A 22,584-nucleotide genomic window follows, 5' to 3' on the forward strand; every position below is an offset into this window, starting at 1 on the left:
CATACCATATCACCAGCACAAGGGATATCACTAGGAGTGGTTACCAGTGTAGGAGTGATAGGGTTACCACAAGCATCGTCCACGGCAGGAGGCGTTGGTTGCACCTGTGCATTGACAAGGCAATCAACCGTACTCGCTCCATCGGAAGGCAAGGTGAAGTCTGATTGATTGATTATAAAAGTGTGGGTAAAATCTAAGCTTTCATTAAGACATTCATCAGATACAGTATAAGTTCTAACAATAGTAATTGGACAAGACCCAGAAGCTGCATCACTACTTGAAACAGTAAGGTTTGCATCTAAACTTACATTGTCTGTAATAGATAAATTACCAGCTAGACCTTCCAATCCAGAAACAGTTGTTTCTGCGGAAGGTGCATCAGAAGCAGAACAGCCTTCAAGAATTGTATTATCTATGGTGCCTGTAACCGTAGGAGCTGTAGTATCCCCCGCAGTTAGCGTAACGCTATTTTGAGCAGTACAACCATTAGCATCTTCAAAAGTAACCGTAATAGTACCTTCGGAAGCCCCATTAAAAGTCAAAATTGGAGTAGTCCAGTTAGGAATTCCGCCAGTATCATTTCCATCAATAATATATGAGTAAGGAGGAGTACCACCACTTGCTGTAAAAGTTACGTTTACATCATCAGCAGAACAAGCTAAGGTTGGTGCGCTTGGTGTATTCACCAATAAAGAAGGCTCAGAGATAATAACTTCTAAATTTTCTGAATGCCCATCACTGTCCGATACTAAATAATTATAAGTACCAGCGCCAACAGTAAAAGTTCCAGTTCCAGTATATGGCTCAACACCACCACTAGCACTAATAGTTACTTCGGTAGTATCGCCATTACATAAAATAGGATCGTATTCAGCAAAAGCTTTAAAAGGACCAACTGCGATTATGTTTGGAATGTTTCCATTACATGCAGAATAATTTGGCACCAAACAAGTTGGTTCACTATCATTTGTGTTGTCCCAAGATACTATTATGTTTTCTAAGCCATATACCGTGTTTACCTCTCCATTTGTAATGTAATCAGTAATAGGAACATCAACTCTATAATCGGCAGTAACAACGCTCCCAGGAGCAAAAGCTTGAACAAAGATATTCATACCTCCGTCTGACAGGTCAATTAAATTAAACTCGACGTATAAGTCGAATTTATTACCTGTTCTTTGTACCTCAACAAATACATAAGCGACTGTGTTGTCTGGTAAGCTACCAACGTTATCATCGGTTATTGGTGTTCCATCGGCTAAACCAATATAAGCTCCATTAATTTTAGTGGAACTCGCTGTACAATTAGCTGAAGGGTCTATACAAGGACCACCAGGGTAAGGTGACAAAATGTTCTGAGAATAACCAAGAGTTACGCTCAAAAAGAAGAGCATAACAAAAAGTGATTTTAAATTACTCTTATAAGTATTAGTTTTCATAAGCTTGTAGATTTGTATTGACTTTAGCAACTTTTAAATATATAAATCATGGTCTAGCTTCATTGCTAACCATGCATGTTTCGTTATTATTAAAAAGTAATGAGGGAAAGACGCCTATTAAGGTCGTCAAGAACTTTGTATGTGAAATTAGATTTGGGGTCATCTTTCAGTCAGTTAATAGCTAGAACAAAACAACGTATATGTTATTATTAATTCAAAAAAATATGTTAAATCACTCAAAAAGTCGACAAGAGGTGTTTCTGTCTCGTTTAATCGGGTTATTTTTATGATTTAACGACTACATATTATTAAATCTATAGTCTTTAAAGTGTTTTCAATCCATAATTCTTTTTAATTTAGTACTTAAAGTTGATACTTTTATCATTATAATAAGCAAATAAAATCCTTTTAAACGAGAAAAACAACATTTTATCGATAAAAATTAACTCTTTACCGACTTTTTATGAAAACCTTAATTTTAATAAGACATGCAAAATCATCATGGAAGCATGATGTAATTGATCATGAAAGACCACTAAATAATCGCGGTGTTTCCGATTCTAAAATGGTATCAAATTACTTCATAAACAAAGGGTTAAATCCTAATAAAGTTATGATTAGTGATGCTAATCGAACCAAATTAACAGCGGCTCAATTTATAAAAACTCTAAAAATAGACAGTAAAATTATTGAATACAGCCATGAATTATATGATTTTTCTGGTTATAATTTAATAAACACAATTAAAAACTGTAATTCTAAAGTAGATAGACTTATGGTTTTCGGGCATAATCATGCTATAACAGCCTTTGTAAACTCATATGGCGATAAATATATAGAGAACGTACCCACTTGTGGTGTAGTAATAATTGAGTTTGAAATAGAAAACTGGAAAGATTTAAAACCTGGTAAAACAATTGATGCATTATTTCCTAGGGATTTAAAGTGAATTGTAAAATTAAAATAATTCCACTATATATATTACGACTATTATTCACGAAATTTAATTTCAATAATCAAATATATTTAGACTAAATTTATTCTCAAATACAATATATTTGTGAATAATTAGAATAGATAAGCATGACTCCAAGCCCCGATGTGGACAATACATACATAAATAGAGAGATAAGTTGGTTACAATTTAACGAAAGAGTACTTCAAGAAGCTTCAGATTTAAATGTTCCTTTGATAGAAAGATTACGCTTTTTAGGTATTTTTTCTAATAATTTAGATGAATTTTTTAAAGTAAGATACGCTACAGTTAAACGTATTGTTGAAGCAGGTAAAGGTGGTAAAAGTGAGCTTGGTGGTATTAAAGCAAAGGAGTTATTAGAAATAATTACTCAAATTGTTATTAAACAGCAAAGTAAAAGCTTGAAAGCTTTAAATAATATTAAATCTTGTCTTGAAAAAGAGGATATATATATTATTGACGAAAACCAAATTGATGCGAATCAGCACGATTTTATTAAACGATATTTTATTCAAAAGGTAAGTCCTGCATTGGTTACCATAATATTAAATGATGATGTAAGACTTCCAAACTTAAAAGATAGTGGTGCGTATTTAGCAGTTAAAATGTTTATGGCAGATGATACTAAACAATTCGCGCTTATAGAGATACCAAAGAATATAAATAGATTTGTCGAGCTACCAAAACAAGGAGATAAGAGCTATATAATAATGATAGACGATCTTCTTAGGCATTGTTTGGCTGATATTTTTAACATCTTCGATTATAAAAGTGTTTCTGCTCACATGATTAAAATAACACGTGATGCAGAACTTGATTTTGAAAGCGATTTAAGTAAAAGTTTTATTGATAAAATCTCAGATAGTGTAAAACATAGGGAGATTGGAGAGCCTGTAAGATTTGTTTATGACAAAACAATAGATAAAGAAACACTACAGTATTTAATGTCGAAAATGGGTATTGAAGATACTGATAGCATTATTCCTGGTGGACGTTATCATAATAGGCGAGATTATATGAGTTTTCCAAGCTTAGGAAGAACCGATTTGCTTTACGATAAAATAGAACCGCTTCCAATAAAAGGATTAAGTTTTGAAGCGAGTATTTTTGAAGCAATTGCCGAAAAAGATTATTTGCTTTATGCGCCCTATCAAACTTTTTCTTACGTAGTTAAGTTTTTACGTGAAGCAGCATTAGATCCGAAAGTAAAAACTATAAAAATTACTATTTACCGCTTAGCCCAAATATCTCATATAGCTAGTTCATTAATTAATGCTGCCATAAATGGTAAAACCGTAACTGTTTCTATCGAGTTACGAGCGCGATTTGATGAGCAAGCCAATATTGACTACGCACAACAAATGGAAGATGAAGGCGTGAACTTGATTTTTGGTGTTGCTGGATTAAAAGTACATAGTAAAATGTGTGTAGTAGAAAGAGAAGAAGGTAAAAAGCTAAAACGTTATGGTTTCATTAGTACTGGTAACTTCAACGAATCTACCGCGAAAATATATACCGATCACACTTTATTTACTTCAGATCAAAGTATTTTGAAGGATGTCAATAAAATTTTTAACTTCTTTGAAACTAACTATAAAATTTATAGATATAAACACCTTATTACCTCGCCACACTATACGGAAAGCTCGATTCATAAATTGATTGATAAAGAAATTGAAAATGCCAAACTTTATAACAATGGTATTATTAGGCTTAAAATGAATAGCATTTCCAGCTATAAAATGATTGATAAATTATATGAAGCGAGTAGAGCGGGTGTTAAAATTCAAATGATAGTTAGGGGTATTTGTTGTTTAATCCCTGGCGTTGAAGGCATGAGTGAAAATATTGAAGTTATTAGTGTTGTAGATAAATTTTTAGAACATTCAAGATTGTATATTTTTGGCAATAATGGAGAAAACAAAGTTTACATTTCATCTGCAGATTGGATGACAAGAAATATATATAATCGAGTAGAGGTTAGTTGCCCTATATACGATGAAGACATTAAGCAACAAATTATTGATCATTTCAATATTTCTTGGAGCGATAATGTAAAAGCACGTATTTTAAGTGCTTCACAAGATAATGCTTATAAAGTTGATGATAATGAGAAAGTTAGATCTCAGTTTGCTTTATATGATTATTATCAAAAAAAATTACAAAGCTAGTATGTTATCAATAAAAAAATATGCAGCAATCGATATTGGATCAAATGCAGTTCGTTTGCTTATTTCAAATATCATAGAACAAAAAGGAAAGCCTGTTCAATTCAAAAAGAATTCTCTGGTTCGAGTACCTATTCGATTGGGCGCAGATGTTTTTATAAAGAATAAAATTTCAAAAGAAAACACGCAGCGAATTCTTGATACCATGCTAGCTTTTAAATTATTAATGAAATCGCATAAAGTAGTTAAATATAAGGCTTGTGCTACATCTGCTATGAGAGAATCACTTAACGGCAAAGACGTTGTCGATTTGGTATTAGAGCAGACTGGTTTAAGCATTGATGTTATAGGTGGAGAGGTAGAAGCAGCTATTATTGCTGCTACAGATTTGAACAAATATATTGACCCTAACAAAACCTATTTATATGTTGATGTTGGTGGTGGAAGTACCGAGTTTACAGTTATTCATAGAGGAAATCAAGTAGCGTCTAGGTCGTTTAAAATAGGAACTGTAAGACTGCTTAACGATATGGTGAAAAAAGAAGATTGGCAGGATTTACAAGCTTGGATTGGTTTTAATGCCAAAGCATACCATAAAATTGATGTTATTGGTTCTGGAGGAAACATTAATAAAATTTTCAAGATTTCAGGAAAATCCATGGGAAAACCATTATCATATTTCTACATGACTTCCTACTATAACACGCTTCAAACCTACTCGTATGAAGAACGCATCACCGAGTTAGCACTTAATCAAGATAGGGCAGATGTTATTATTCCTGCTATGCGAATTTACCTTTCTGCAATGAAATGGAGTGGTGCAAAAAACATTTACGTTCCCAAAATTGGATTGGCAGATGGTATTATAAAAAGTATATACTACGATACAGTTTCAAGCAATACACAGTAAAATTCTGCAATTCACCTTTAAAATATTTTACTTTTAGCAAAAAAAATTATATTCGCTGCATAATTGTTTGCTATTAAACATTAACCCAAACCTATTAATTATGAAAAAAACATTAATCTTAGCTGTACTTGTTGGTTTTTCAACCATTTATGGATTTTCCCAAGACACTAAATACGGAGTACGTGCAGGTCTAAATATATCTAATATGGATTTTGACCCAGACGCAACATTTGTAAATAAACATAGAAACGGATTTATGATTGGATTCTTTGGAGAATTTGGTTTATCAAAATCTGTTTTATTCTCACCAGAGCTTCAGTTTTCTTCTGAAGGAGGAAAGGATGAAGCCATTAGATTAGATTATTTACAAGTTCCTTTATATTTAAAATTTAGACTAAGCGAAAAATTCCATTTAGGAGTTGGTCCTCAAGTAGGAGTAAAAATACATGAATATGAAGATGGTATAAGAAATTTTGCTTACTCTGGCGTTGGCGGTTTAGAATTTAAAATATCTCATCAATTATTTGTTGATGCTAGATATACTGTAGGACTATCTAATGTTCTAGATGATGACCAAGTTATTGAGGCTAAGAATTCGAATATTCAATTCGGATTTGGTTTTAAGTTTTAACCATGAATTGCTTCGGTTTTACCGAGGTTTGATATAATTTTAGATTCATATTCAAGAAGTTGTTGCCATTTGGTGTCAACTTCTTTTTTATTACCGTACTTTCTAGCAAATCCTAAAAACATAGTATAATGATTTGCTTCGCTAACCATTAATTTTCTATAAAATTCGGCGAGTTCTTTTTCTTCTAATTCTTCTGAAAGTAATCTAAAACGTTCGCAACTCCTTGCTTCTATTAAAGCAGCATACAACAAACGATGCACCAATTGTGTTGTTCTACTACCGCCTTTAGGAAAAAATTTCACTAATTGAATTACATAATCATCACGTCTATCTCGCCCTAAAGTCCACCCGCGCTCAATAATTTTGTCGTGTACCATTTTAAAATGGCTAATTTCTTCTTTTACCAAGGCTACCATTTCTTGTACAAGCTCAGTATACTCAGGAAAACTAACTATTAATGAAATAGCCGTACTTGTTGCCTTTTGTTCGCAAAATGCATGGTCTGTTAATATTTCTTCAATATTTTTTTCAACGATGTTAACCCATCTTGGGTCTGTTGGTAATTTAAGTCCAAGCATTTTAAATTAAATTTTTGAATGTGTGTAACTTATTTAGTTGATGAATTCCTTTAGAATCTATTATTATGTTGAAGAAGGTGTGTTTATAGTATTTAGCCTTTTCAGAGGATACATTAACTATTTCGGCAGTTAAAAACAGATTATCTTGCATTGAAAGCTCTTGATTAACCTCTATGTTATTAACTATGGTTTTTGATAGATTCAGTTTTTCTATTTTTCCGTGACTGCTAAAGAAATTGGTGTTAATTAATTTATTGAAAATAAGTACACCTTCTCTTTCAACATTTATTTCATATAACCTTTTTCTAAAAACATCTTTTATAGTTGTTTTACTGTCAATTTGATACTCATTACTAACCGCATCCTTCATACTAACATATGCTTTTATGTGAACCGCATACCCGTTACTTAGAATAGTATCTGTCTGAGTTTCCTCATATTCTTTTGGAAAATACTTTACAATCTCTATGGGTTCTATAGAATCCTTGAATTTGATTATAGACTCTTTTAATAAATCGTTTTTAGATTTTCTTCCATCACAACTACAAAGCACAATGCCAAATAGAACAAATATTAGTGGTAATTTATGTAATAAAGCTTTAAACATCTAAGTTAAATGTTTTCTTTAGTAATTCAATATTAGGGTTTTTCTCTTTTAATTTATGGTACTTATCTTCGGCAGTGTAAGCATATTTCTTTTCTAAAACTTCATTAACACTAATAGATAAATTGATATCAAAATTATTTAATGATTTTCTAACAAAAGATAGTAGATTGTATTGTTGGCGCTCTAGTTCTACTTTATTAGTTTCATTTGGGAATTCTAAATATATTGTGGTTTCTTTCACTTTTGGCTTATCAATAGATAAGATAGAAGCCAAATTGTGTTTTCCGCTATCTTTTAATTCATCGGTATATTTATTCCAAACTTCTATAAGTTCATTTTCTGTAAATGGATCTGATGGCAAATTTTCTTCATCAATAACAACTTCCATTTGTTTTATTTGATGTTCTTTCTTTGCTCTTATACTACTAAGCGATAAGGCTGATGGAGATTTTTTTTCTCGATTTAAAATTATCTTTGGGGGTTCCAGTACTGTAACAGGCTCGCTAATAGGCAAGTTTTCTTCTATTTCCTTTACTTCTGGAGCAGAAGTAGGCTTCTCACTTTTTTGTACTTGAATTTCTGGTTTTACAACTGGAATTGGTGTAATACCTTTGTTTATAAAATATGAAGGTGGAATTATATAGTTTTTGCTATTTTTTTTTTCTCCATCAAAAGTGATAGAGGCAAGCTGCATGATACATAACTCAACTAGTAAGCGTTGGTTTTTGCTTGTTTTATATTTGAGATCACAGTCATTAGCTAAATTAATGCCTTTAAGAAGAAACTCTTGTGATGTTTTTTGCGACTGTTCTAAATATTTTTGCTTGGTTTGATCACCTACTTCTAACAATTCGATAGTCTGAGGTGTTTTACAAACCAATAAATCTCTAAAGTGAGAAGCTAAACCAGCAATATAATGATGCCCATCAAAGCCATTAGACAATGTATTATTAAACTGAAGTAAAAGCTCTGGTATTTTATTTTCTAATATAAGATCTGTACTCTTAAAATAAGTTTCGTAGTCTAAGACGTTTAAATTTTCGGTAACGGCCTTTCTAGTTAGGTTTTTACCAGAAAAACTAACAACACGATCAAAAATTGATAAGGCATCTCGCATCGCACCGTCTGCTTTTTGAGCTATTATATGAAGTGCATCATCCTCAGCAGAAACTTGTTGTTGTTCGGCTATATATTTTAAATATCCTTTTGCGTCCTTAACTGTAATGCGCTTAAAATCGAATATTTGACAACGCGATAAAATAGTAGGTATAATTTTATGCTTTTCTGTAGTTGCTAAAATGAAAATACAATGCTTTGGTGGTTCTTCTAAGGTTTTTAGAAAAGCATTAAAAGCAGCTTGCGAAAGCATATGCACCTCATCAATAATATAAACTTTGTATTTTCCAACTTGTGGCGGAATACGAACCTGATCTGTTAGACTTCTTATATCATCTACAGAATTATTAGATGCGGCATCTAATTCGAAAATATTAAACGCAAAATCTTCATTTCCAGTTTCATTCCCATCGTTGTTAATCATTTTAGCTAAAATACGGGCGCAAGTTGTTTTACCAACACCACGAGGGCCTGTAAATAATAATGCTTGTGCTAAATGATTATTTTCAATAGCATTCAATAAAGTATTTGTAATGGCCTGCTGACCCACAACATCTTTAAATGTTTGTGGTCTATATTTTCTAGCCGATACTACAAAGTGTTCCATTGATATTTACGTCTGTTTCAGTGATTTTCGATAGAAAATTGTATCGAAAATAAGTAAACTTTATTTAAAAATGTTTCTCGATATATTTCAATTAAATCTCGAAATGACATTAGTAAATAACAAAGTTAAAAATTCAATTTAGAAATTAGAATTAGCAACGTAGAATTTAGTATGAGTTATTAACAATTTATGTACTTTTACCCGAAGTAAATCGCCTTATCGCTGTTTCGATTTATCGAGATGGAGGAAAGTCCGAACACCATAGTGCAACATAGTGGTTAGCAGCCACCAGCCGAGAGGTTAGGAAAAGTGCAACAGAAAGTATGTACAGGTAATGCTGTAGTGAAACCAGGTAAACTCTATGTGGTGCAATGTCATGTAAACTAACACTTGAGGGCTGCACGCTCGATGTTAGAGGGTAGACAGCTAAAGTGTATTGGTAACAATGCATTCAGATAAATGATAAGGGCTCCTTGGAGTACAAAATTCGGCTTATAGATTTACTTAGAAATAATAAACCCTTCTTAAAATTTAAGAAGGGTTTTAGTTAAAAATAAAGCTTAAATTTTATTATTCTTTTTTAGCTGAATAGGAAAGATCTCTTCTAATTAATCCTGTAACTTCTTCCATTTTAGTTGCATTTGCTAAAACTTTTTGGAATACTTCATAACGTTCTGGACCTAATAGTTCTTCGTTTGCCTTTTCTTTTTCTGCCGCATGTATTTTATTTTCACTAGAAATAGCTACCATATAGAAGTTGTCCATAGAACCAAAACCTGTTCTGTAAACTCTATAATAACTTTTAGAACCTTTCTCAGCAAACATATCTTTAACGGCTTTCATTGCTTCCCAAAGATTTTTTCCATTTTTAGGAGCATAATGTATATAATAGAAATTTCTATTGTCTTGTCCTTCTTGAGCTTGCGAAATACCATCTGGCATATAGCTAAGCTTCTCGTCTAATGTAATTATATAATTCCCATGCGAGTCGTAGCATTTATCGAACTCTTCAAACATTTTACCAAAGTCGTCACCCATAGCTTTTGCCATTTCTGCCATTGGGCGTTTATCTAAATCTGCAAAATTTTCAATTGGTGTTACATACATATAAGTAAAATCATCAGTAGAAACTGCTAACCAACTTGTATCTGGATTATGCTTTTCACATGCATCATGGAACTTTTTTGCAATCTTTTCATATTCCATCATCATGGAAGGTTTAACATTGTCTTGATGCACATTATACATTTTTTGTGCATAATTATTATTGAATGCAAAACATAATGTAACTAGTAGTAAAATTGTGTTCTTAATTGTTTTCATAATTATTATTTTGGGTTAGTTAGTAAATTATTCTTCGGCTGATTCTTCGGCAGCAGCAGCTTCAGCTTGAGCCAAAGCAGCAAATTCTGCATTCATAGTTGTGCCATCAAAGTAAACATGTTCTTCAACTATTTTACCTTCAACAAATTGAACGGCTAAATGAACTGGTATTATTAATTCCTTACCGTTTGCTGCAATTGTAGCTTTATGAGCTGCCCAATAATAAACCCAAGTTTCATCTTCTTTGTCTAGCACCATTTCAATAAATTCTTTGTCATGGTTAAATCCATAAGAAGACATGGCACTAGCCATTTCTTGTAATCCATTTGCTCTTTCTTCTATACTTATAGGTTTAATAGAATTAACAAATACTTTTGCTGTATCAGCAAAATGGCTTTTCCAAGTATTCCAATCACCAGCTTCATAAGCTTTTATACCAGATTTCAAGGTTTCTATTTCTGCTGAATCTGCAAAATAGCGTTGTGGCTTTTGTTCTTGACAAGCCATAAATAAGACTAAAGTAAGTCCTAGTAAAAAAAGTTTTTTCATTTTTAAAATTATTTTTAGTTAGTCAATAAATTATTCTTCTTTCTCTTCTTCTTCTACTGCAGCGGCTGCCTCTTTTGCTGCTTCTATTTCGGCTAATGCAGTTGTTAAAGGTGCCGAATCCCAGTAATTATAAAAATCTACTACTTTACCATCAATATATCTGCAGGTAATATGTACAGGTATATTAATTTTTTTATCATTGGCTTTAAGTGTCCCTTGCCATGTGGCCCAATAGTTTACCCAAGTTTCATCATCTTTATCGATAACCATTTCTGCAAAAGACCCTTTTTCTAAAAAGCCATAACTGGAAAAATTTGAGGTTATACCGTGTTGCCCATTTTTAAATTCTTCTAATGAGATACCCTTATTAGAATTCACATGAAATTTTGTAGTGTCTGCAAAGTGGGCACTCCAAGTGTCCCACTCACCATTTTTATATTGTTCTAAGCTTGTTTTAAAGGATGCTATTTCTGCAGATTCAGAAAAATAGCGCTGCGGTTGATTTTGGCAAGCAATAAATAGAATTATTGCCAAACCTAGTAATAAAAGTTTTTTCATTGGTTAATATGGTTTTGGTTAATAAATAGCTTCCAATAGATAAGAGGGATTTGCACAAAACTAATGCAAACATTGATTATAGGTATGATAGATTTTGGATGCTATCTTTTAAGGAGACTTCTAAAGTACTGAAAAAAAAGGAAATATAAAATAAATTTGTATTAAGAAGACTATTCGAAAAAGCTAAAAACATTACCGCCATAGCTTTTTGAGTATTTGAAATGTTCTAAATTAGATAAGTCTGTTTGCTTTGAATGTTCTACTATTAAAATACCTTCATCCAATAGCAATTCATTCTTAAAAACTAATTCTGGAATTTTATAAAATTGCTCATCTAATAAATTATAAGGTGGGTCGGCGAAAATAACATCACTTTTTATAGTGGCTTTTTCTAAATATTTAAACACATCGCTTTTAATGGTTTTTATCGGCATCTTAAAAGTTTCAGCAGTTTGGTTGATGAATTTAATGCATCCAAAATCTTGATCTACACATAATATATCTTTAGTCCCGCGTGAAGCAAACTCGTAACTTATATTACCCGTTCCTGCAAAAAGGTCTAAAACAGTAATATCATCAAAATAATAATGATTATTTAAAATATTAAACAAGGATTCCTTTGCCATATCGGTTGTAGGGCGAACGGGTAAATTTTTAGGAGCAGTTATTTTTCTGCTTTTATATAATCCAGAAATGATACGCATTAAAAGCTATTTAGTAAGATATAATCTGATTTATTAGAAGTAAAACTACCTTCTAGTGTAATATTGTCTGGTCTATCACTAATAGTAACATGCCTAACGTATTTATAAGCGATGTTATAGAACTCATCATCTTTTGTAATATTACCTAGAAGAATAAGATCTATAGTTTCTGGATTTAATTGTAATTGTTCACAAGTAAAGAGAATGTAATAAATAAAATCTTCTTTAGTACTATATTCAAACGTATTGTATAAGGTAAGTTTTCCTTTATTTAAAACTAATATTTCAAAATGCCCTTTGTCTACATGAACATATATTTTAAGTGTTTCCGCTTTTTTTTCAGCTAATAAAATGTTGTCTATTAAAATAGTTGAAAAGTGCTTATAAATAAATGCGCCGAATTTTTCGTAGATATAGTTATTTATATTTACATAAGGGACATAGATATTAACAGAATCATTTATTTTAATATCGTCGAATGAAATAAAATCTGATTTTAAAATTTTAGAATTAAACTTCAAATAATCTGCTAAACAATCTTCTTTAAATAGAGGTTTCGGAACTAGTGTGGAAATCTCATTTGTATGAATAACGTTTACCGCGGAAAACTCTTGTTGAAGTTCTTCCTCGGAATCAAAACAATTTTTAAGATTGTCTAAAACTTCAAAAGGGTTTAATTTTTTATCAAAATCAACATGTTTTAGGAAAGAAACCTTATTTTCTTTTTTCTGTAGAATACAAAAAGAAAGTCCACTCAAACTAATTTGAATGGACAGTTCTAGATTGATTATTTTTTTTACTGTATTAGTCGTTTGTGCCATATACTTTTGGCCAGTTTCCATTAGTATTTACTTCATCCATTGAACCTACTTTAAGGGCATCACCATTTACACCTTCAACAGATACTACTTGATTTTCAGCATTAATTAGATCTTTATCTTGATCAAACAAAATAACTGCTTTCTTTACTGAAGCTTCAAATACAGGTATTTTTATATCATTTTGCTCTAAGAAACCTGCTTTAAGATCAAATTTAGCGCCTTCTTCACCAACTGGAACATTCATCATTGTCTTATACCTTGGATCTGCACCAAATAACGAATCTTTTATCGATACAAAATCTAATGTATCAATAACCACAATTTCTTTAGTCATAGAATTTAACCCAAATCTTCTATTCGCTTCTTCATCTATAACCGTCGAATCACGACGCTGTGTAATAGTAAATTTTGCTGTATCAATAAACTTTACAAGGCCATCAAAATTTCCAGCAAACTTACCTGTTACTTGTCTATGCGCTAATTGTGCATCTCTTATGTCTTCTAAACTTTCAATTACCTTAGCATAACGTTTATTCTTTTCGGTATTAAATTGAATAGGCATATATACAGACATAAAAGTATTATAGGCTAAAAACCCAATAATAACCCATAGTACAACCATTACAATTGGTCTAAACTTAGAAGGTATAAATTTATCAACTAACCAAACTAAGCCAATGGTTACTGCGATTGCAAGGATAACGTAAAAAATCATATTTGATGTTTTAAAATTAAATTAACGGTTTTAGCAAATCTACAATTTTTTTTTAATCGTAAAAGCATTGCAGGTAAAAATCATTTCTATCTTTGAATTATTTCTAATTTGTTTCAAATTGTAAATGACATCATCCGAATTTTATTCCATTATAAAACAGCAGTTCCCTTTTGAACCTACACTAAAGCAAGATATTGTATTACAGCAGCTTGCGGTATTTATTTTTAGCAAAGAACCCAACAATCTATATGTACTTAAAGGCTATGCAGGAACTGGAAAAACAACAATAGTTGGTTCTATTGTTACAAACTTATGGAAAGCGAAAAAGAGCGCTGTTTTAATGGCTCCAACAGGAAGAGCCGCAAAAGTGATATCTAATTATTCAGGAAAGGAGGCCTTTACCATTCATAAAAAAATATATTTTCCAAAAAAAGAAAAGGGTGGAGGTGTCAAATTTATTTTACAACCAAACAAGCATAAAAACACCCTTTTTATTGTAGACGAAGCTTCCATGGTGCCTGATACTCCAGGAGAATCTAAGTTATTTGAAAACGGATCGTTATTAGACGATTTGATGCAGTACGTGTATTCTGGTCACCAATGTAAACTTCTATTAATAGGAGATACAGCACAACTACCACCTGTAAAATTAGATTTAAGCCCTGCTTTAGATGAAAATTTGCTGGCATTAAATTACAATAAAGAAGTTACCAAAATGGAGCTTGATGAAGTTGTAAGACAAGAACAAAATTCAGGCATTCTGGAAAATGCGACATTATTGCGCGAGGCAATAGCACATGCATTTTATGAGACTTTTAAATTTAATTTGAATGGATATAAAGATATTATTAGACTTATTGATGGCTACGAAATTATGGATGCTATTAACGATGCTTATAGTAATTTAGGTAACGAAGAAACAGCCATAATTGTTAGAAGCAATAAGCGAGCTAACATGTATAACCAGCAAATACGAAGTCGTATTTTATTTAATGAAAACGAATTAACCACCGGAGATTACTTAATGGTTGTTAAAAACAATTATTTCTGGATTAAGCCAACAACTGAGGCTGGTTTTATAGCTAATGGAGATATAATCGAGGTTCTCGAAATTTTTAAAATAGAAGAACTTTATGGTTTTCGCTTCGCGGAAGTAAAAGTACGCATGGTAGATTACCCAAGAATGCGCCCATTTGAAACGGTATTGTTGTTAGATACTATTGATGCTGAAACACCATCTTTACCCTATGAAGAGTCTAATAGACTATATCAAGAAGTTATGAAAGATTTTGAAAATGAAACAAGCAACTATAAAAAATTTTTAAAAGTTAAAGCAAGCAAACACTTTAATGCATTACAAGTAAAATTTTCTTATGCCATAACATGCCATAAATCGCAAGGTGGCCAATGGAATACGGTTTTTGTAGAGCAGCCCTATTTACCAAATGGTATAGATAAAGATTATTTAAGATGGTTGTATACCGCAGTTACAAGAGCAAAGGAAAAGTTATATCTTATAGGCTTTAAAGACATTTTTTTTGAGGAATAGTTTTTGATAATTATTAAACATGACAGTAGAAACCATAATTAGTATTTGCCTTGGTGTTGGCTTAGCAGCATCGGTTGGCTTTCGAGTATTTTTACCTTTATTTGTGTTAAGTTTAGCATCGTATTTTGATGTTTGGCAACTTAACGAATCTTGGCAATGGGTTGGTAGCACAACCGCGTTGGTAACATTAGGTGTAGCAACGTTGGTAGAGATAGGCGCCTATTTTATTCCATATATAGATAATTTATTAGATAGTATTGCGGTTCCTCTGGCAGCATTGGCAGGAACAGCCGTAATGCTTTCAACAGTAGCCGATTTAAGCCCAGTTATTACTTGGTCTTTAGCCATTATTGCAGGTGGAGGTACAGCGGCTGCAATTGCTGGTTCTTCAAGTACTACGCGCTTAGCATCAACAGTAACAACAGGAGGTTTAGCTAATCCTGTAGTTTCTACAATCGAAACTGGTACAGCTGCTATCATGTCTATTATGTCAATATTTTTACCAGTTTTAGCCCTTATTTTTGTAATCATTATTTTATTTATAATTTTTAAAATCTTCAAAAAGTTTAAATCCCCTAAAGAACAAAAGCAATAATAATTATACTATTTTTGAAATTAAATAATTATCCTTTATTATATAGTTTTCAAAAACAATTTAAACCAATACATGAAAATAATATCTATGATTCCAGCACGTTATGGTGCATCTCGTTTCCCAGGAAAACTTATGCAAGACCTTGGAGGCAAAACAGTTATTATGCAAACTTACGAGGCAACTGTTGCTACCAAATTGTTTGATGATGTTTTTGTGGTTACAGATAGTAAAATTATTTTTGATGAAGTTGTTAATAATGGTGGAAAAGCCATAATGAGTATCAAAGAACATAAATGCGGAAGTGATAGAATAGCAGAAGCAGTAGAAAACATGGATATTGATGTTATTATTAATGTACAAGGAGATGAACCTTTTACAGATAAAAATTCATTAAGTATGCTAATAGATGCTTTTAAAAATGACACAAATAAGCAGATAGACTTAGCATCTCTAATGGTACATATTACTAATGAAGAAGAAATTAAAAACCCAAATACGGTTAAAGTTATTGTAGATAAATTAAATTTCGCATTATATTTTTCTAGAAGCCCAATACCCTATGCAAGAGATAAAAGTGTTCCAGTAAAATACTATAAACATAAAGGAGTTTATGCCTTTAGAAAACAAGCCATTCTAGATTTTTACAATTTACCAATGTTAACCTTAGAAGCCTCAGAAAAGCTTGAGCAGTTACGCTATTTAGAATATGGCAAACGTATTAAAATGGTTGAAACAGATGTTGAAGGTGTAGAAATTGATACGCCAGCAGATTTGGATCGTGCAAGAAAGTTATGGAAGTAAATTATAAAAACATAAAGGTTATAGGCTTTGATGCCGATGACACCCTTTGGGTTAACGAAACATATTTTCGCGAAGCCGAAAAGGAATTTGCCAAATTATTATCGAAGTACGAAACACCAAATAAAATAGACCAAGAGTTATTTAAAAAAGAAATTGACAACCTTCCATTATATGGATATGGTGTTAAAGCGTTTGTTCTGTCTATGGTTGAGAGTGCCCTAGAATTGTCTAATAATAATATATCATCGCAAACTATCAATGCCATTTTAAATATTGGTAAAGAGATGTTAAACAAACCTGTAGAACTATTAGATGGTGTTGAAAATGTACTTAAAACATTATCAAAAAAATACAGGCTTATATTAGCCACTAAAGGAGACTTGTTAGATCAAGAACGCAAACTAGAAAAATCTGGTTTAACCGATTATTTCCATCATATTGAGGTTTTAAGCGATAAGCAAGAAACGAATTATTCTAAATTACTAAATCATTTAGATATAAAATCCGATGAATTTTTAATGATAGGTAATTCATTAAAATCGGATGTTTTACCATTAGTAAATATTGGTGCTAATGCTATTCATGTTCCATTTCATACAACATGGGCACATGAAGAAGTAAGCGAGAAAGATACAAATGGAAAAGCTTATAAAACCATTAATTCTTTAAATGAAATTTTAAATCTTTTGAGTTAATTTGACAGAGATAGATATAAATACATGGAATAGAAAGAAACATTATGAGCATTTCATGTCGTTAACAGACCCGTATTTTGCGGTTGTTATTCCGTTCGATGTGACTAAAGCTTATAAATACTCGAAACAAAATAATGTAAGTTTCTTTATTAAATACTTACACGATTGTATGAAAGCAATAAATGCGGTTGAAAATTTTAAATATAGAATTGCAGAAGGAAAAGTTATAGTGCCTAAAATTATTCATGCATCGCCAACTATTATGAGAAGCGATAATACTTTTGGATTTTCATTTATTGAATACCATGAAAAATTGAATATATTTACTAATAATTTTGAGAAAGAAAAACTTAGAATTCAAAATTCTAATGATCTTTATCCACCCAAGAATGGTTTAGATTGTATACACTGTTCTGCTATGCCATGGCTTAATTTTACAGGACATAAAGAACCTGTTTCAAATTCCTTAGATTCTGTGCCAAAATTAGCTTTTGGCAAAGCTTCATATGTTAAAGATAAATTAATAATGAACGTTTCTGTAAGTGTAAATCATGCTTTAGTAGATGGATATCATGTAGGAATATTTTCAGAAAAATTTCAAGAATATTTAAACCAGTAGAAATTAAATAATGCTATTTTTACATTTTGCAAAAGAAAATTAATAAATGAGTTATAAAAACTTTCCAATGGTGTCAAATGTAATATTTGGCAGAGGTAGTTTCAATCAATTAAGCGAGGTTATAGCTCCAAAGCGATTAAGCATGAAGGCCCCGTTTATTTACATTGTAGACGATGTCTTTAAAAGCAATTCATGGATAACCTCAAGAATTCCTTTATCTTATGATGATAGGATTATTTATGAATCTTCAAAAGAAGAACCAAAAACATCGCAGGTAGATAAACTTGTTGAAGATATTATTTTAAATTGTAAAGAACGCCCATCTGGAATTATAGGAATAGGAGGCGGGAGCATGCTAGATTTAGCAAAAGCTGTTGCTATTATGCTAACAAATAAAGGAGAAACAAAAGATTATCAAGGTTGGGATTTAGTAAAAAATCCAGGGTTATATCATGTTGGCATTCCAACCATATCTGGGACTGGAGCAGAAGTTTCTAGAACTACCGTACTTACTGGTCCAACAAAGAAACTAGGTATTAATTCAGATTTCACACCATTCGACCAAGTTATTTTAGATCCAGAATTGACTAAAGATGTGCCTAAAGACCAATGGTTCTATACAGGTATGGATTGCTTTATTCATTGTGTAGAATCGTTAAATGGAACATACTTAAACGCTTTTAGCAAGAGTTATGGAGATATGGCTTATACGCAATGTAAAGAGATATTTCTAGAAGATAGTTTATCTTTAGAAGCAGCTCAAGATCAACTTATGATGGCTTCATGGCATGGTGGTATGAGTATTGTTTATTCGCAAGTTGGTGTAGCTCACGCCATGAGTTATGGTTTATCTTTTGTTTTAGGAACAAAACATGGTATTGGTAATTGCATTGTTTTTAATCATTTAGAGGAGTTTTATCCAGAAGATGTAAAACTTTTTAAGGCAATGAAACTAAAGCACAATATTAAATTACCTACTGGTATTTGTGCCAATTTAAGTGATAAAGATATAGATACCATGATAAAAATATCTTTAAGCTTAGAACCGCTTTGGGAAAATGCACTTGGTAAAAATTGGAAAAAAACAATCACGCCTAAAAAATTAAGACAACTTTATTTAAAAATGTAATATGCAATGGCTAGCCAAACTTATATATTTTAAAATTTTAGGTTGGCAGGTTGAAGGCAATATCAATTTTTCTAAAGATTCCGTAAAAAAAGCCATTATAATTGCAGCACCTCATACTAGCTGGCACGATTTCTATATTGGTGTATTACTTCGATCTGTATTAGGGATTAAAACTAATTTTATTGGAAAAAAAGAATTATTTGTTTTTCCTATAGGTTCACTATTTAGAGTGCTTGGAGGAACTCCTATCGATAGGCATAAAAAGGAAAATAAAGTAAAAGCAATTGCCGAATTATTTAAAAATAAAGACGAATTCAGAATGACATTATCGCCAGAAGGAACTAGAAAAAAAGTAAGTAAATGGCGAACAGGTTTTTACTACATTGCTAAAGAAGCTAATGTACCAATTATCATGTTTACTATGGATTTTGAAAATAAACAAAATAAAATATCACAGCCTTTTTATCCAACAAGCAATATAGAAGCCGATTTTAAATACATGAGAAGCTTCTTTAAGGATGTAAAAGGCAAAGTGCCTTATTAAACATAATATTATTTCATAATGATTCTGGCATAGAAATTGTATAATTTAATGTATAACGAATGAAACATAAAGTAAACAATTATTTGTTCCTAAAAAGAAACATTCGCCTATCTATAAAAATGTAAGAGGTTGTCTAAAAAGTAAGTTCGATGTCATATTGAGCTTGTCGAAATATTTTTAACTTACTGATAATCAATATCGGTTTCGACAGGCTCAATCTGGCAAATCAAATTATAAAGACTTTTTAGACAGCCTCTTTATTTTAAGCTTGTGCTTAATCTTATTTTATTTCTTTTAAAGCATTATCTATAAGTGTTCTTAAGTGTTGTTTGTGAGCTCTAGATAATAAATCTCCCGATGGTGCAGCCATATTTCTAATAATCTTCAAATTATATAAAGCCATCGATTTAGAATTGTAAGTAAACTTACTGTTTTGTTTACCTGTTAACATGCTAATTAGCATGTTGGTATATTCTAATTGTAAGTTCTGCCTAAAGGTGTTTACATTACCATAAATATCCGCTTTAAAAATAGCGTTATTTAAATCAGTCATAAAAGATGATAAACTATATTCGTTGCCATATAATTTTGTATCTGTAATACGCTGTAGCGTATTAGGGTGTAGAATATGATTTAATACATTCTTTTGGTAGGTCAATATTTGATTATGAATTTTTGGATCTTCTGGGCCTCTAAAAAAATCAAATCCACGTCGTTGCATAGCTAAATAATTATACAAATCGTTAGGTGCTTTAAAGGCATCTGGAGCAAAAACATACTTTTTTAAGGCATTCATAGCTCTTTTTTGATCTTCTAAACTAACAGGTGTATAAGGTTGTGTTTCGCCTTTTTGTCCAGCCATGGCACGATCTAAATAAACACCCCCTATGTATCTAGAAATAATATTCGCTGCTCCAGCAGCTTGCCCACTTAAAACATAATATACACGCCTCAATTCTTGATAGGACTTTCCTTCTTTTATAAACTTAGCCTTTGCAGTTTTTAACATGTCGCTCGCTAACATAATGCGATCTATCGAATATGCAATCGCATCATTTGACTGGTCATTCGTCATAACTCTTGGGTCAATAGCTTTTCCAGGAGAACGCATATCATCTGCATCGTTACCAAAAATAAGTTCTGGTTTAGTAGATTGGCTTAATAAATATTCTTTTTCTTTTAAAGATTTAAAAGGGGTATAACCAAACTGAATAGCCCAATCATCATAAGGCCCAACTGTTACATCATCATATTGTCCTTGTTTACTTCTATCTCTTGTAATGTTTAAAGTGGCATAATCCATAACCGAAGCTGTTAAACACTTTCCTTCTATAAAGTCGGCATCTTGCAATTGCTCAGGAGAAAATAACTGACTTGCTTTCATATTATGATTCAAACCTAAAGTATGTCCTACTTCATGCATAATTAAAGCTAGCATAGACTCTTTTTTAATACGTTCCATTTCTAAGTCTGACGCGCCAGTTGTAGAGGCTACAGTGTTTGCAAACAGAATATCTTGCTGCATATAGTTTCCGAAAGAGCAGGTGTTATAAAAATCTTCATCAATAGCTAGCTCATTAAAAGGTGTATCAATAGCTGCCAATTCAAAAAGTTTATCATAAAAAACTCTGTTAGTAAAATGCACAAATTCTAACATAATATCTGCCCCTAATATCTGTCCCGTTCTTGGATTAACAAAACTAGGGCCATAACCTCCAAAAGGAGGTTGTGGTGATGAAGTCCATCGCAATACATTATACCTAATATCTCCTGCATCCCATTTGGCATCATCTGGTTGTTGCTTAACAACTAAAACATTCTTAAATCCAGCTTTTTCAAAAGCCTTATTCCATTCTAAAACGCCCTGTTTTATTGTTTCTCGCCATTCTATTGGAGTTGAATTTTCCATCCACCAAACAATTGGTTCAACAGGTTCTGAAATTAGTGCATCTGGGTCTTTCTTTTTTAAATTCCAACGATGAATTAAATCTCTATAGGGTGTTGAATTTGTAGCTGTTTGATCGTTTACTTTGGTAGCAAAAAAACCAACACGAGGATCTTCAAAACGAGGTGTATAATCGTTCTCAGGCATCATAATTAAACTATGATAAACTTTTATACTCACATTTCTTCCATCTGAGACTGCCTGAGATCCTCCATTTAAAACAGAAGGACTTGAGTATACATATTCTACTAAAACATCTGTGTTATTTGGATAGTTTTTTATAGTATTAATTTTGGTTTTATTCTTATCAAGGTTCCCTAATTTAAATGCCATAGGCGATGTACTTGGTCGGGTAGGGGGCTTTAATTGACCGAAGGTTTCTTTTAAAAATAAGTCGTCGGCTTTAATCAAATACAAACCTTTTTCTTTATTATGTGCTTCTATTTTTAAACTAGCCATATTGCCTTCACTAATATTAGCATTTTTAGATTTAGAAATAGCATTATTTGGGTCGAAATAAAATGACGTATTTTGAGTAACAAATTCAATTTTATTAAAATGTTTTTTTACTTTAAATACTTTTGAACGGCCATAAGCACCACGATTAACTCTTCCTGCATCCAAAACACCATCTGCTATTTGTCCAAAGTGGATATACTCTTTTCCTATTTGATCTTCAGAAATAAGCATTTGTATTGAACCAGTAATAGTGTCTTGATATATTTTAAATAAGCCATTTATCTTCTTTGAAGATTTAGTTAATTCTTTAATTGTTTTTTCTTTCGATTTTTTCTCAGGTTTAATTGCAATGGTTTCAGTCGTCTCTTTGCTTTTCTTTTTTTTCTTTTTCTGGGCTTCCATTGAGGTAGGAAGAATAAAGAGTGCTAACAGAAACACTAAGGAAACTTTCCTAAAAAATTCAACTTTTATTAATCTCATAATGAACAATGCTATGCGGAATGATATATTCCAATTATTTATTAAAACAAATTAGTCAAGAGCAAA

Annotated in this window: 22 protein-coding genes and 1 other RNA gene; 12 read left to right on the forward strand and 11 right to left on the reverse strand. The window is 31.7% G+C overall.

Annotated elements, in window-relative coordinates; translation table 11 throughout:
• Window positions 1–1,439, reverse strand: a 1,439-nt coding sequence (locus Q0739_RS14155; RefSeq protein WP_298239389.1) for a hypothetical protein, incomplete at its 3' end; no start/stop codon positions are given.
• A 463-nt stretch (window positions 1,440–1,902) separates the two neighbouring features.
• Between Q0739_RS14155 and Q0739_RS14160 the strand changes: the two genes are divergently transcribed.
• From Q0739_RS14160 to Q0739_RS14175, 4 genes are all read left to right on the forward strand, one after another.
• Complete coding sequence (locus Q0739_RS14160) at window positions 1,903–2,388, forward strand: histidine phosphatase family protein (RefSeq protein ID WP_298239390.1); 486 nt, start codon at window positions 1,903–1,905, stop codon at window positions 2,386–2,388.
• A gap of 134 nt (window positions 2,389–2,522) precedes the next feature.
• Window positions 2,523–4,586, forward strand: coding sequence for a polyphosphate kinase 1 (ppk1, locus tag Q0739_RS14165; protein WP_298239391.1), 2,064 nt, complete (start codon window positions 2,523–2,525; stop codon window positions 4,584–4,586).
• A gap of 1 nt (window position 4,587) precedes the next feature.
• On the forward strand, window positions 4,588–5,493 hold the full coding sequence (locus Q0739_RS14170; RefSeq protein WP_298239392.1) for a rod shape-determining protein: 906 nt from the start codon (window positions 4,588–4,590) through the stop codon (window positions 5,491–5,493).
• Between the two features lie 100 nt (window positions 5,494–5,593).
• The gene (locus Q0739_RS14175) at window positions 5,594–6,124 is read left to right on the forward strand and encodes a porin family protein (protein WP_298239393.1); all 531 of its coding nucleotides are present in this window, start codon (window positions 5,594–5,596) and stop codon (window positions 6,122–6,124) included.
• Here the strand turns inward: Q0739_RS14175 and Q0739_RS14180 are convergent.
• From Q0739_RS14180 to dnaX, 3 genes are read right to left on the reverse strand one after another with little or no spacing between them, the layout of a single operon-like run.
• The gene (locus Q0739_RS14180) at window positions 6,121–6,702 is read right to left on the reverse strand and encodes a tRNA-(ms[2]io[6]A)-hydroxylase (protein ID WP_298239394.1); all 582 of its coding nucleotides are present in this window, start codon (window positions 6,700–6,702) and stop codon (window positions 6,121–6,123) included. The two genes, Q0739_RS14175 and Q0739_RS14180, sit on opposite strands and share 4 nt — an antisense overlap.
• A 1-nt stretch (window position 6,703) precedes the next feature.
• Window positions 6,704–7,309, reverse strand: a complete 606-nt coding sequence (locus Q0739_RS14185) for a hypothetical protein (RefSeq protein ID WP_298239395.1) — start codon at window positions 7,307–7,309, stop codon at window positions 6,704–6,706.
• Entirely contained in the window at window positions 7,302–9,032 is a 1,731-nt protein-coding gene (gene dnaX / locus Q0739_RS14190) for a DNA polymerase III subunit gamma/tau (protein ID WP_298239396.1), read from the reverse strand. Before dnaX ends, Q0739_RS14185 begins: the two co-directional genes overlap by 8 nt.
• 203 nt (window positions 9,033–9,235) lie before the next feature.
• Here dnaX and rnpB point away from each other — a divergent pair.
• Window positions 9,236–9,543: RNase P RNA component class A (rnpB, locus tag Q0739_RS14195), an RNA gene on the forward strand.
• Between the two features lie 59 nt (window positions 9,544–9,602).
• On the opposite strand, the gene Q0739_RS14200 is transcribed toward rnpB, so the two are convergent.
• From Q0739_RS14200 to Q0739_RS14225, 6 genes are all read right to left on the reverse strand, one after another.
• Window positions 9,603–10,355, reverse strand: a complete 753-nt coding sequence (locus Q0739_RS14200; protein ID WP_298239397.1) for a hypothetical protein — start codon at window positions 10,353–10,355, stop codon at window positions 9,603–9,605.
• A gap of 27 nt (window positions 10,356–10,382) precedes the next feature.
• Window positions 10,383–10,904, reverse strand: a complete 522-nt coding sequence (locus Q0739_RS14205) for a nuclear transport factor 2 family protein (protein WP_298239398.1) — start codon at window positions 10,902–10,904, stop codon at window positions 10,383–10,385.
• A 30-nt stretch (window positions 10,905–10,934) separates the two neighbouring features.
• Complete coding sequence (locus Q0739_RS14210) at window positions 10,935–11,462, reverse strand: hypothetical protein (protein ID WP_298239399.1); 528 nt, start codon at window positions 11,460–11,462, stop codon at window positions 10,935–10,937.
• 170 nt (window positions 11,463–11,632) lie between these two features.
• The gene (locus Q0739_RS14215; RefSeq protein ID WP_298239400.1) at window positions 11,633–12,166 is read right to left on the reverse strand and encodes an RsmD family RNA methyltransferase; all 534 of its coding nucleotides are present in this window, start codon (window positions 12,164–12,166) and stop codon (window positions 11,633–11,635) included.
• Entirely contained in the window at window positions 12,166–13,008 is an 843-nt protein-coding gene (locus Q0739_RS14220) for a DUF3822 family protein (RefSeq protein WP_298239401.1), read from the reverse strand. Before Q0739_RS14220 ends, Q0739_RS14215 begins: the two co-directional genes overlap by 1 nt.
• Window positions 12,971–13,702, reverse strand: a complete 732-nt coding sequence (locus Q0739_RS14225) for a hypothetical protein (RefSeq protein WP_298239402.1) — start codon at window positions 13,700–13,702, stop codon at window positions 12,971–12,973. Before Q0739_RS14225 ends, Q0739_RS14220 begins: the two co-directional genes overlap by 38 nt.
• 124 nt (window positions 13,703–13,826) lie before the next feature.
• Between Q0739_RS14225 and Q0739_RS14230 the strand changes: the two genes are divergently transcribed.
• The 7 genes from Q0739_RS14230 to Q0739_RS14260 all read left to right on the forward strand — a co-directional run bounded on the left by Q0739_RS14230 (window position 13,827) and on the right by Q0739_RS14260 (window position 19,634).
• On the forward strand, window positions 13,827–15,251 hold the full coding sequence (locus tag Q0739_RS14230) for an AAA family ATPase (protein WP_298239403.1): 1,425 nt from the start codon (window positions 13,827–13,829) through the stop codon (window positions 15,249–15,251).
• A 19-nt stretch (window positions 15,252–15,270) separates the two neighbouring features.
• On the forward strand, window positions 15,271–15,846 hold the full coding sequence (locus Q0739_RS14235) for a DUF4126 domain-containing protein (protein ID WP_298239404.1): 576 nt from the start codon (window positions 15,271–15,273) through the stop codon (window positions 15,844–15,846).
• Between the two features lie 72 nt (window positions 15,847–15,918).
• Window positions 15,919–16,647 (forward strand): 3-deoxy-manno-octulosonate cytidylyltransferase, encoded by a 729-nt coding sequence (kdsB, locus tag Q0739_RS14240; RefSeq protein WP_298239405.1) that lies wholly within the window; start codon window positions 15,919–15,921, stop codon window positions 16,645–16,647.
• Window positions 16,638–17,342: an HAD family hydrolase gene (locus tag Q0739_RS14245; RefSeq protein WP_298239406.1), complete on the forward strand. Its 705-nt coding sequence runs from the start codon at window positions 16,638–16,640 to the stop codon at window positions 17,340–17,342. The genes kdsB and Q0739_RS14245 overlap by 10 nt, the downstream gene beginning before the upstream one ends.
• A 1-nt stretch (window position 17,343) precedes the next feature.
• Window positions 17,344–17,961: a CatA-like O-acetyltransferase gene (locus tag Q0739_RS14250; protein WP_298239407.1), complete on the forward strand. Its 618-nt coding sequence runs from the start codon at window positions 17,344–17,346 to the stop codon at window positions 17,959–17,961.
• A 46-nt stretch (window positions 17,962–18,007) separates the two neighbouring features.
• The gene (locus Q0739_RS14255; RefSeq protein WP_298239408.1) at window positions 18,008–19,090 is read left to right on the forward strand and encodes an iron-containing alcohol dehydrogenase family protein; all 1,083 of its coding nucleotides are present in this window, start codon (window positions 18,008–18,010) and stop codon (window positions 19,088–19,090) included.
• A gap of 1 nt (window position 19,091) precedes the next feature.
• A complete protein-coding gene (locus Q0739_RS14260; protein ID WP_298239409.1) occupies window positions 19,092–19,634 on the forward strand; it encodes a 1-acyl-sn-glycerol-3-phosphate acyltransferase in 543 nt (180 codons plus the stop codon).
• A 280-nt stretch (window positions 19,635–19,914) separates the two neighbouring features.
• On the opposite strand, the gene Q0739_RS14265 is transcribed toward Q0739_RS14260, so the two are convergent.
• The gene (locus Q0739_RS14265; RefSeq protein WP_298239410.1) at window positions 19,915–22,518 is read right to left on the reverse strand and encodes a zinc-dependent metalloprotease; all 2,604 of its coding nucleotides are present in this window, start codon (window positions 22,516–22,518) and stop codon (window positions 19,915–19,917) included.
• Between the last annotated feature and the right edge of the window lie 66 nt (window positions 22,519–22,584).

It is taken from the genome of uncultured Algibacter sp., from assembly GCF_947487605.1.
Classification (GTDB): domain Bacteria; phylum Bacteroidota; class Bacteroidia; order Flavobacteriales; family Flavobacteriaceae; genus Algibacter_D.

Excerpts from the sequence above, each read along its gene's own strand:
- Q0739_RS14160 (WP_298239390.1), top strand. The coding sequence starts at position 1,903 with ATGAAAACCTTAATTTTAATAAGACATGCAAAATCATCATGGAAGCAT.
- ppk1 (WP_298239391.1), top strand. The coding sequence starts at position 2,523 with ATGACTCCAAGCCCCGATGTGGACAATACATACATAAATAGAGAGATA.
- Q0739_RS14170 (WP_298239392.1), top strand. The coding sequence starts at position 4,588 with ATGTTATCAATAAAAAAATATGCAGCAATCGATATTGGATCAAATGCA.
- Q0739_RS14175 (WP_298239393.1), top strand. The coding sequence starts at position 5,594 with ATGAAAAAAACATTAATCTTAGCTGTACTTGTTGGTTTTTCAACCATT.
- Q0739_RS14180 (WP_298239394.1), bottom strand. The coding sequence starts at position 6,702 with ATGCTTGGACTTAAATTACCAACAGACCCAAGATGGGTTAACATCGTT.
- Q0739_RS14185 (WP_298239395.1), bottom strand. The coding sequence starts at position 7,309 with ATGTTTAAAGCTTTATTACATAAATTACCACTAATATTTGTTCTATTT.
- dnaX (WP_298239396.1), bottom strand. The coding sequence starts at position 9,032 with ATGGAACACTTTGTAGTATCGGCTAGAAAATATAGACCACAAACATTT.
- Q0739_RS14200 (WP_298239397.1), bottom strand. The coding sequence starts at position 10,355 with ATGAAAACAATTAAGAACACAATTTTACTACTAGTTACATTATGTTTT.
- Q0739_RS14205 (WP_298239398.1), bottom strand. The coding sequence starts at position 10,904 with ATGAAAAAACTTTTTTTACTAGGACTTACTTTAGTCTTATTTATGGCT.
- Q0739_RS14210 (WP_298239399.1), bottom strand. The coding sequence starts at position 11,462 with ATGAAAAAACTTTTATTACTAGGTTTGGCAATAATTCTATTTATTGCT.
- Q0739_RS14215 (WP_298239400.1), bottom strand. The coding sequence starts at position 12,166 with ATGCGTATCATTTCTGGATTATATAAAAGCAGAAAAATAACTGCTCCT.
- Q0739_RS14220 (WP_298239401.1), bottom strand. The coding sequence starts at position 13,008 with ATGGAAACTGGCCAAAAGTATATGGCACAAACGACTAATACAGTAAAA.
- Q0739_RS14225 (WP_298239402.1), bottom strand. The coding sequence starts at position 13,702 with ATGATTTTTTACGTTATCCTTGCAATCGCAGTAACCATTGGCTTAGTT.
- Q0739_RS14230 (WP_298239403.1), top strand. The coding sequence starts at position 13,827 with ATGACATCATCCGAATTTTATTCCATTATAAAACAGCAGTTCCCTTTT.
- Q0739_RS14235 (WP_298239404.1), top strand. The coding sequence starts at position 15,271 with ATGACAGTAGAAACCATAATTAGTATTTGCCTTGGTGTTGGCTTAGCA.
- kdsB (WP_298239405.1), top strand. The coding sequence starts at position 15,919 with ATGAAAATAATATCTATGATTCCAGCACGTTATGGTGCATCTCGTTTC.
- Q0739_RS14245 (WP_298239406.1), top strand. The coding sequence starts at position 16,638 with ATGGAAGTAAATTATAAAAACATAAAGGTTATAGGCTTTGATGCCGAT.
- Q0739_RS14255 (WP_298239408.1), top strand. The coding sequence starts at position 18,008 with ATGAGTTATAAAAACTTTCCAATGGTGTCAAATGTAATATTTGGCAGA.
- Q0739_RS14260 (WP_298239409.1), top strand. The coding sequence starts at position 19,092 with ATGCAATGGCTAGCCAAACTTATATATTTTAAAATTTTAGGTTGGCAG.
- Q0739_RS14265 (WP_298239410.1), bottom strand. The coding sequence starts at position 22,518 with ATGAGATTAATAAAAGTTGAATTTTTTAGGAAAGTTTCCTTAGTGTTT.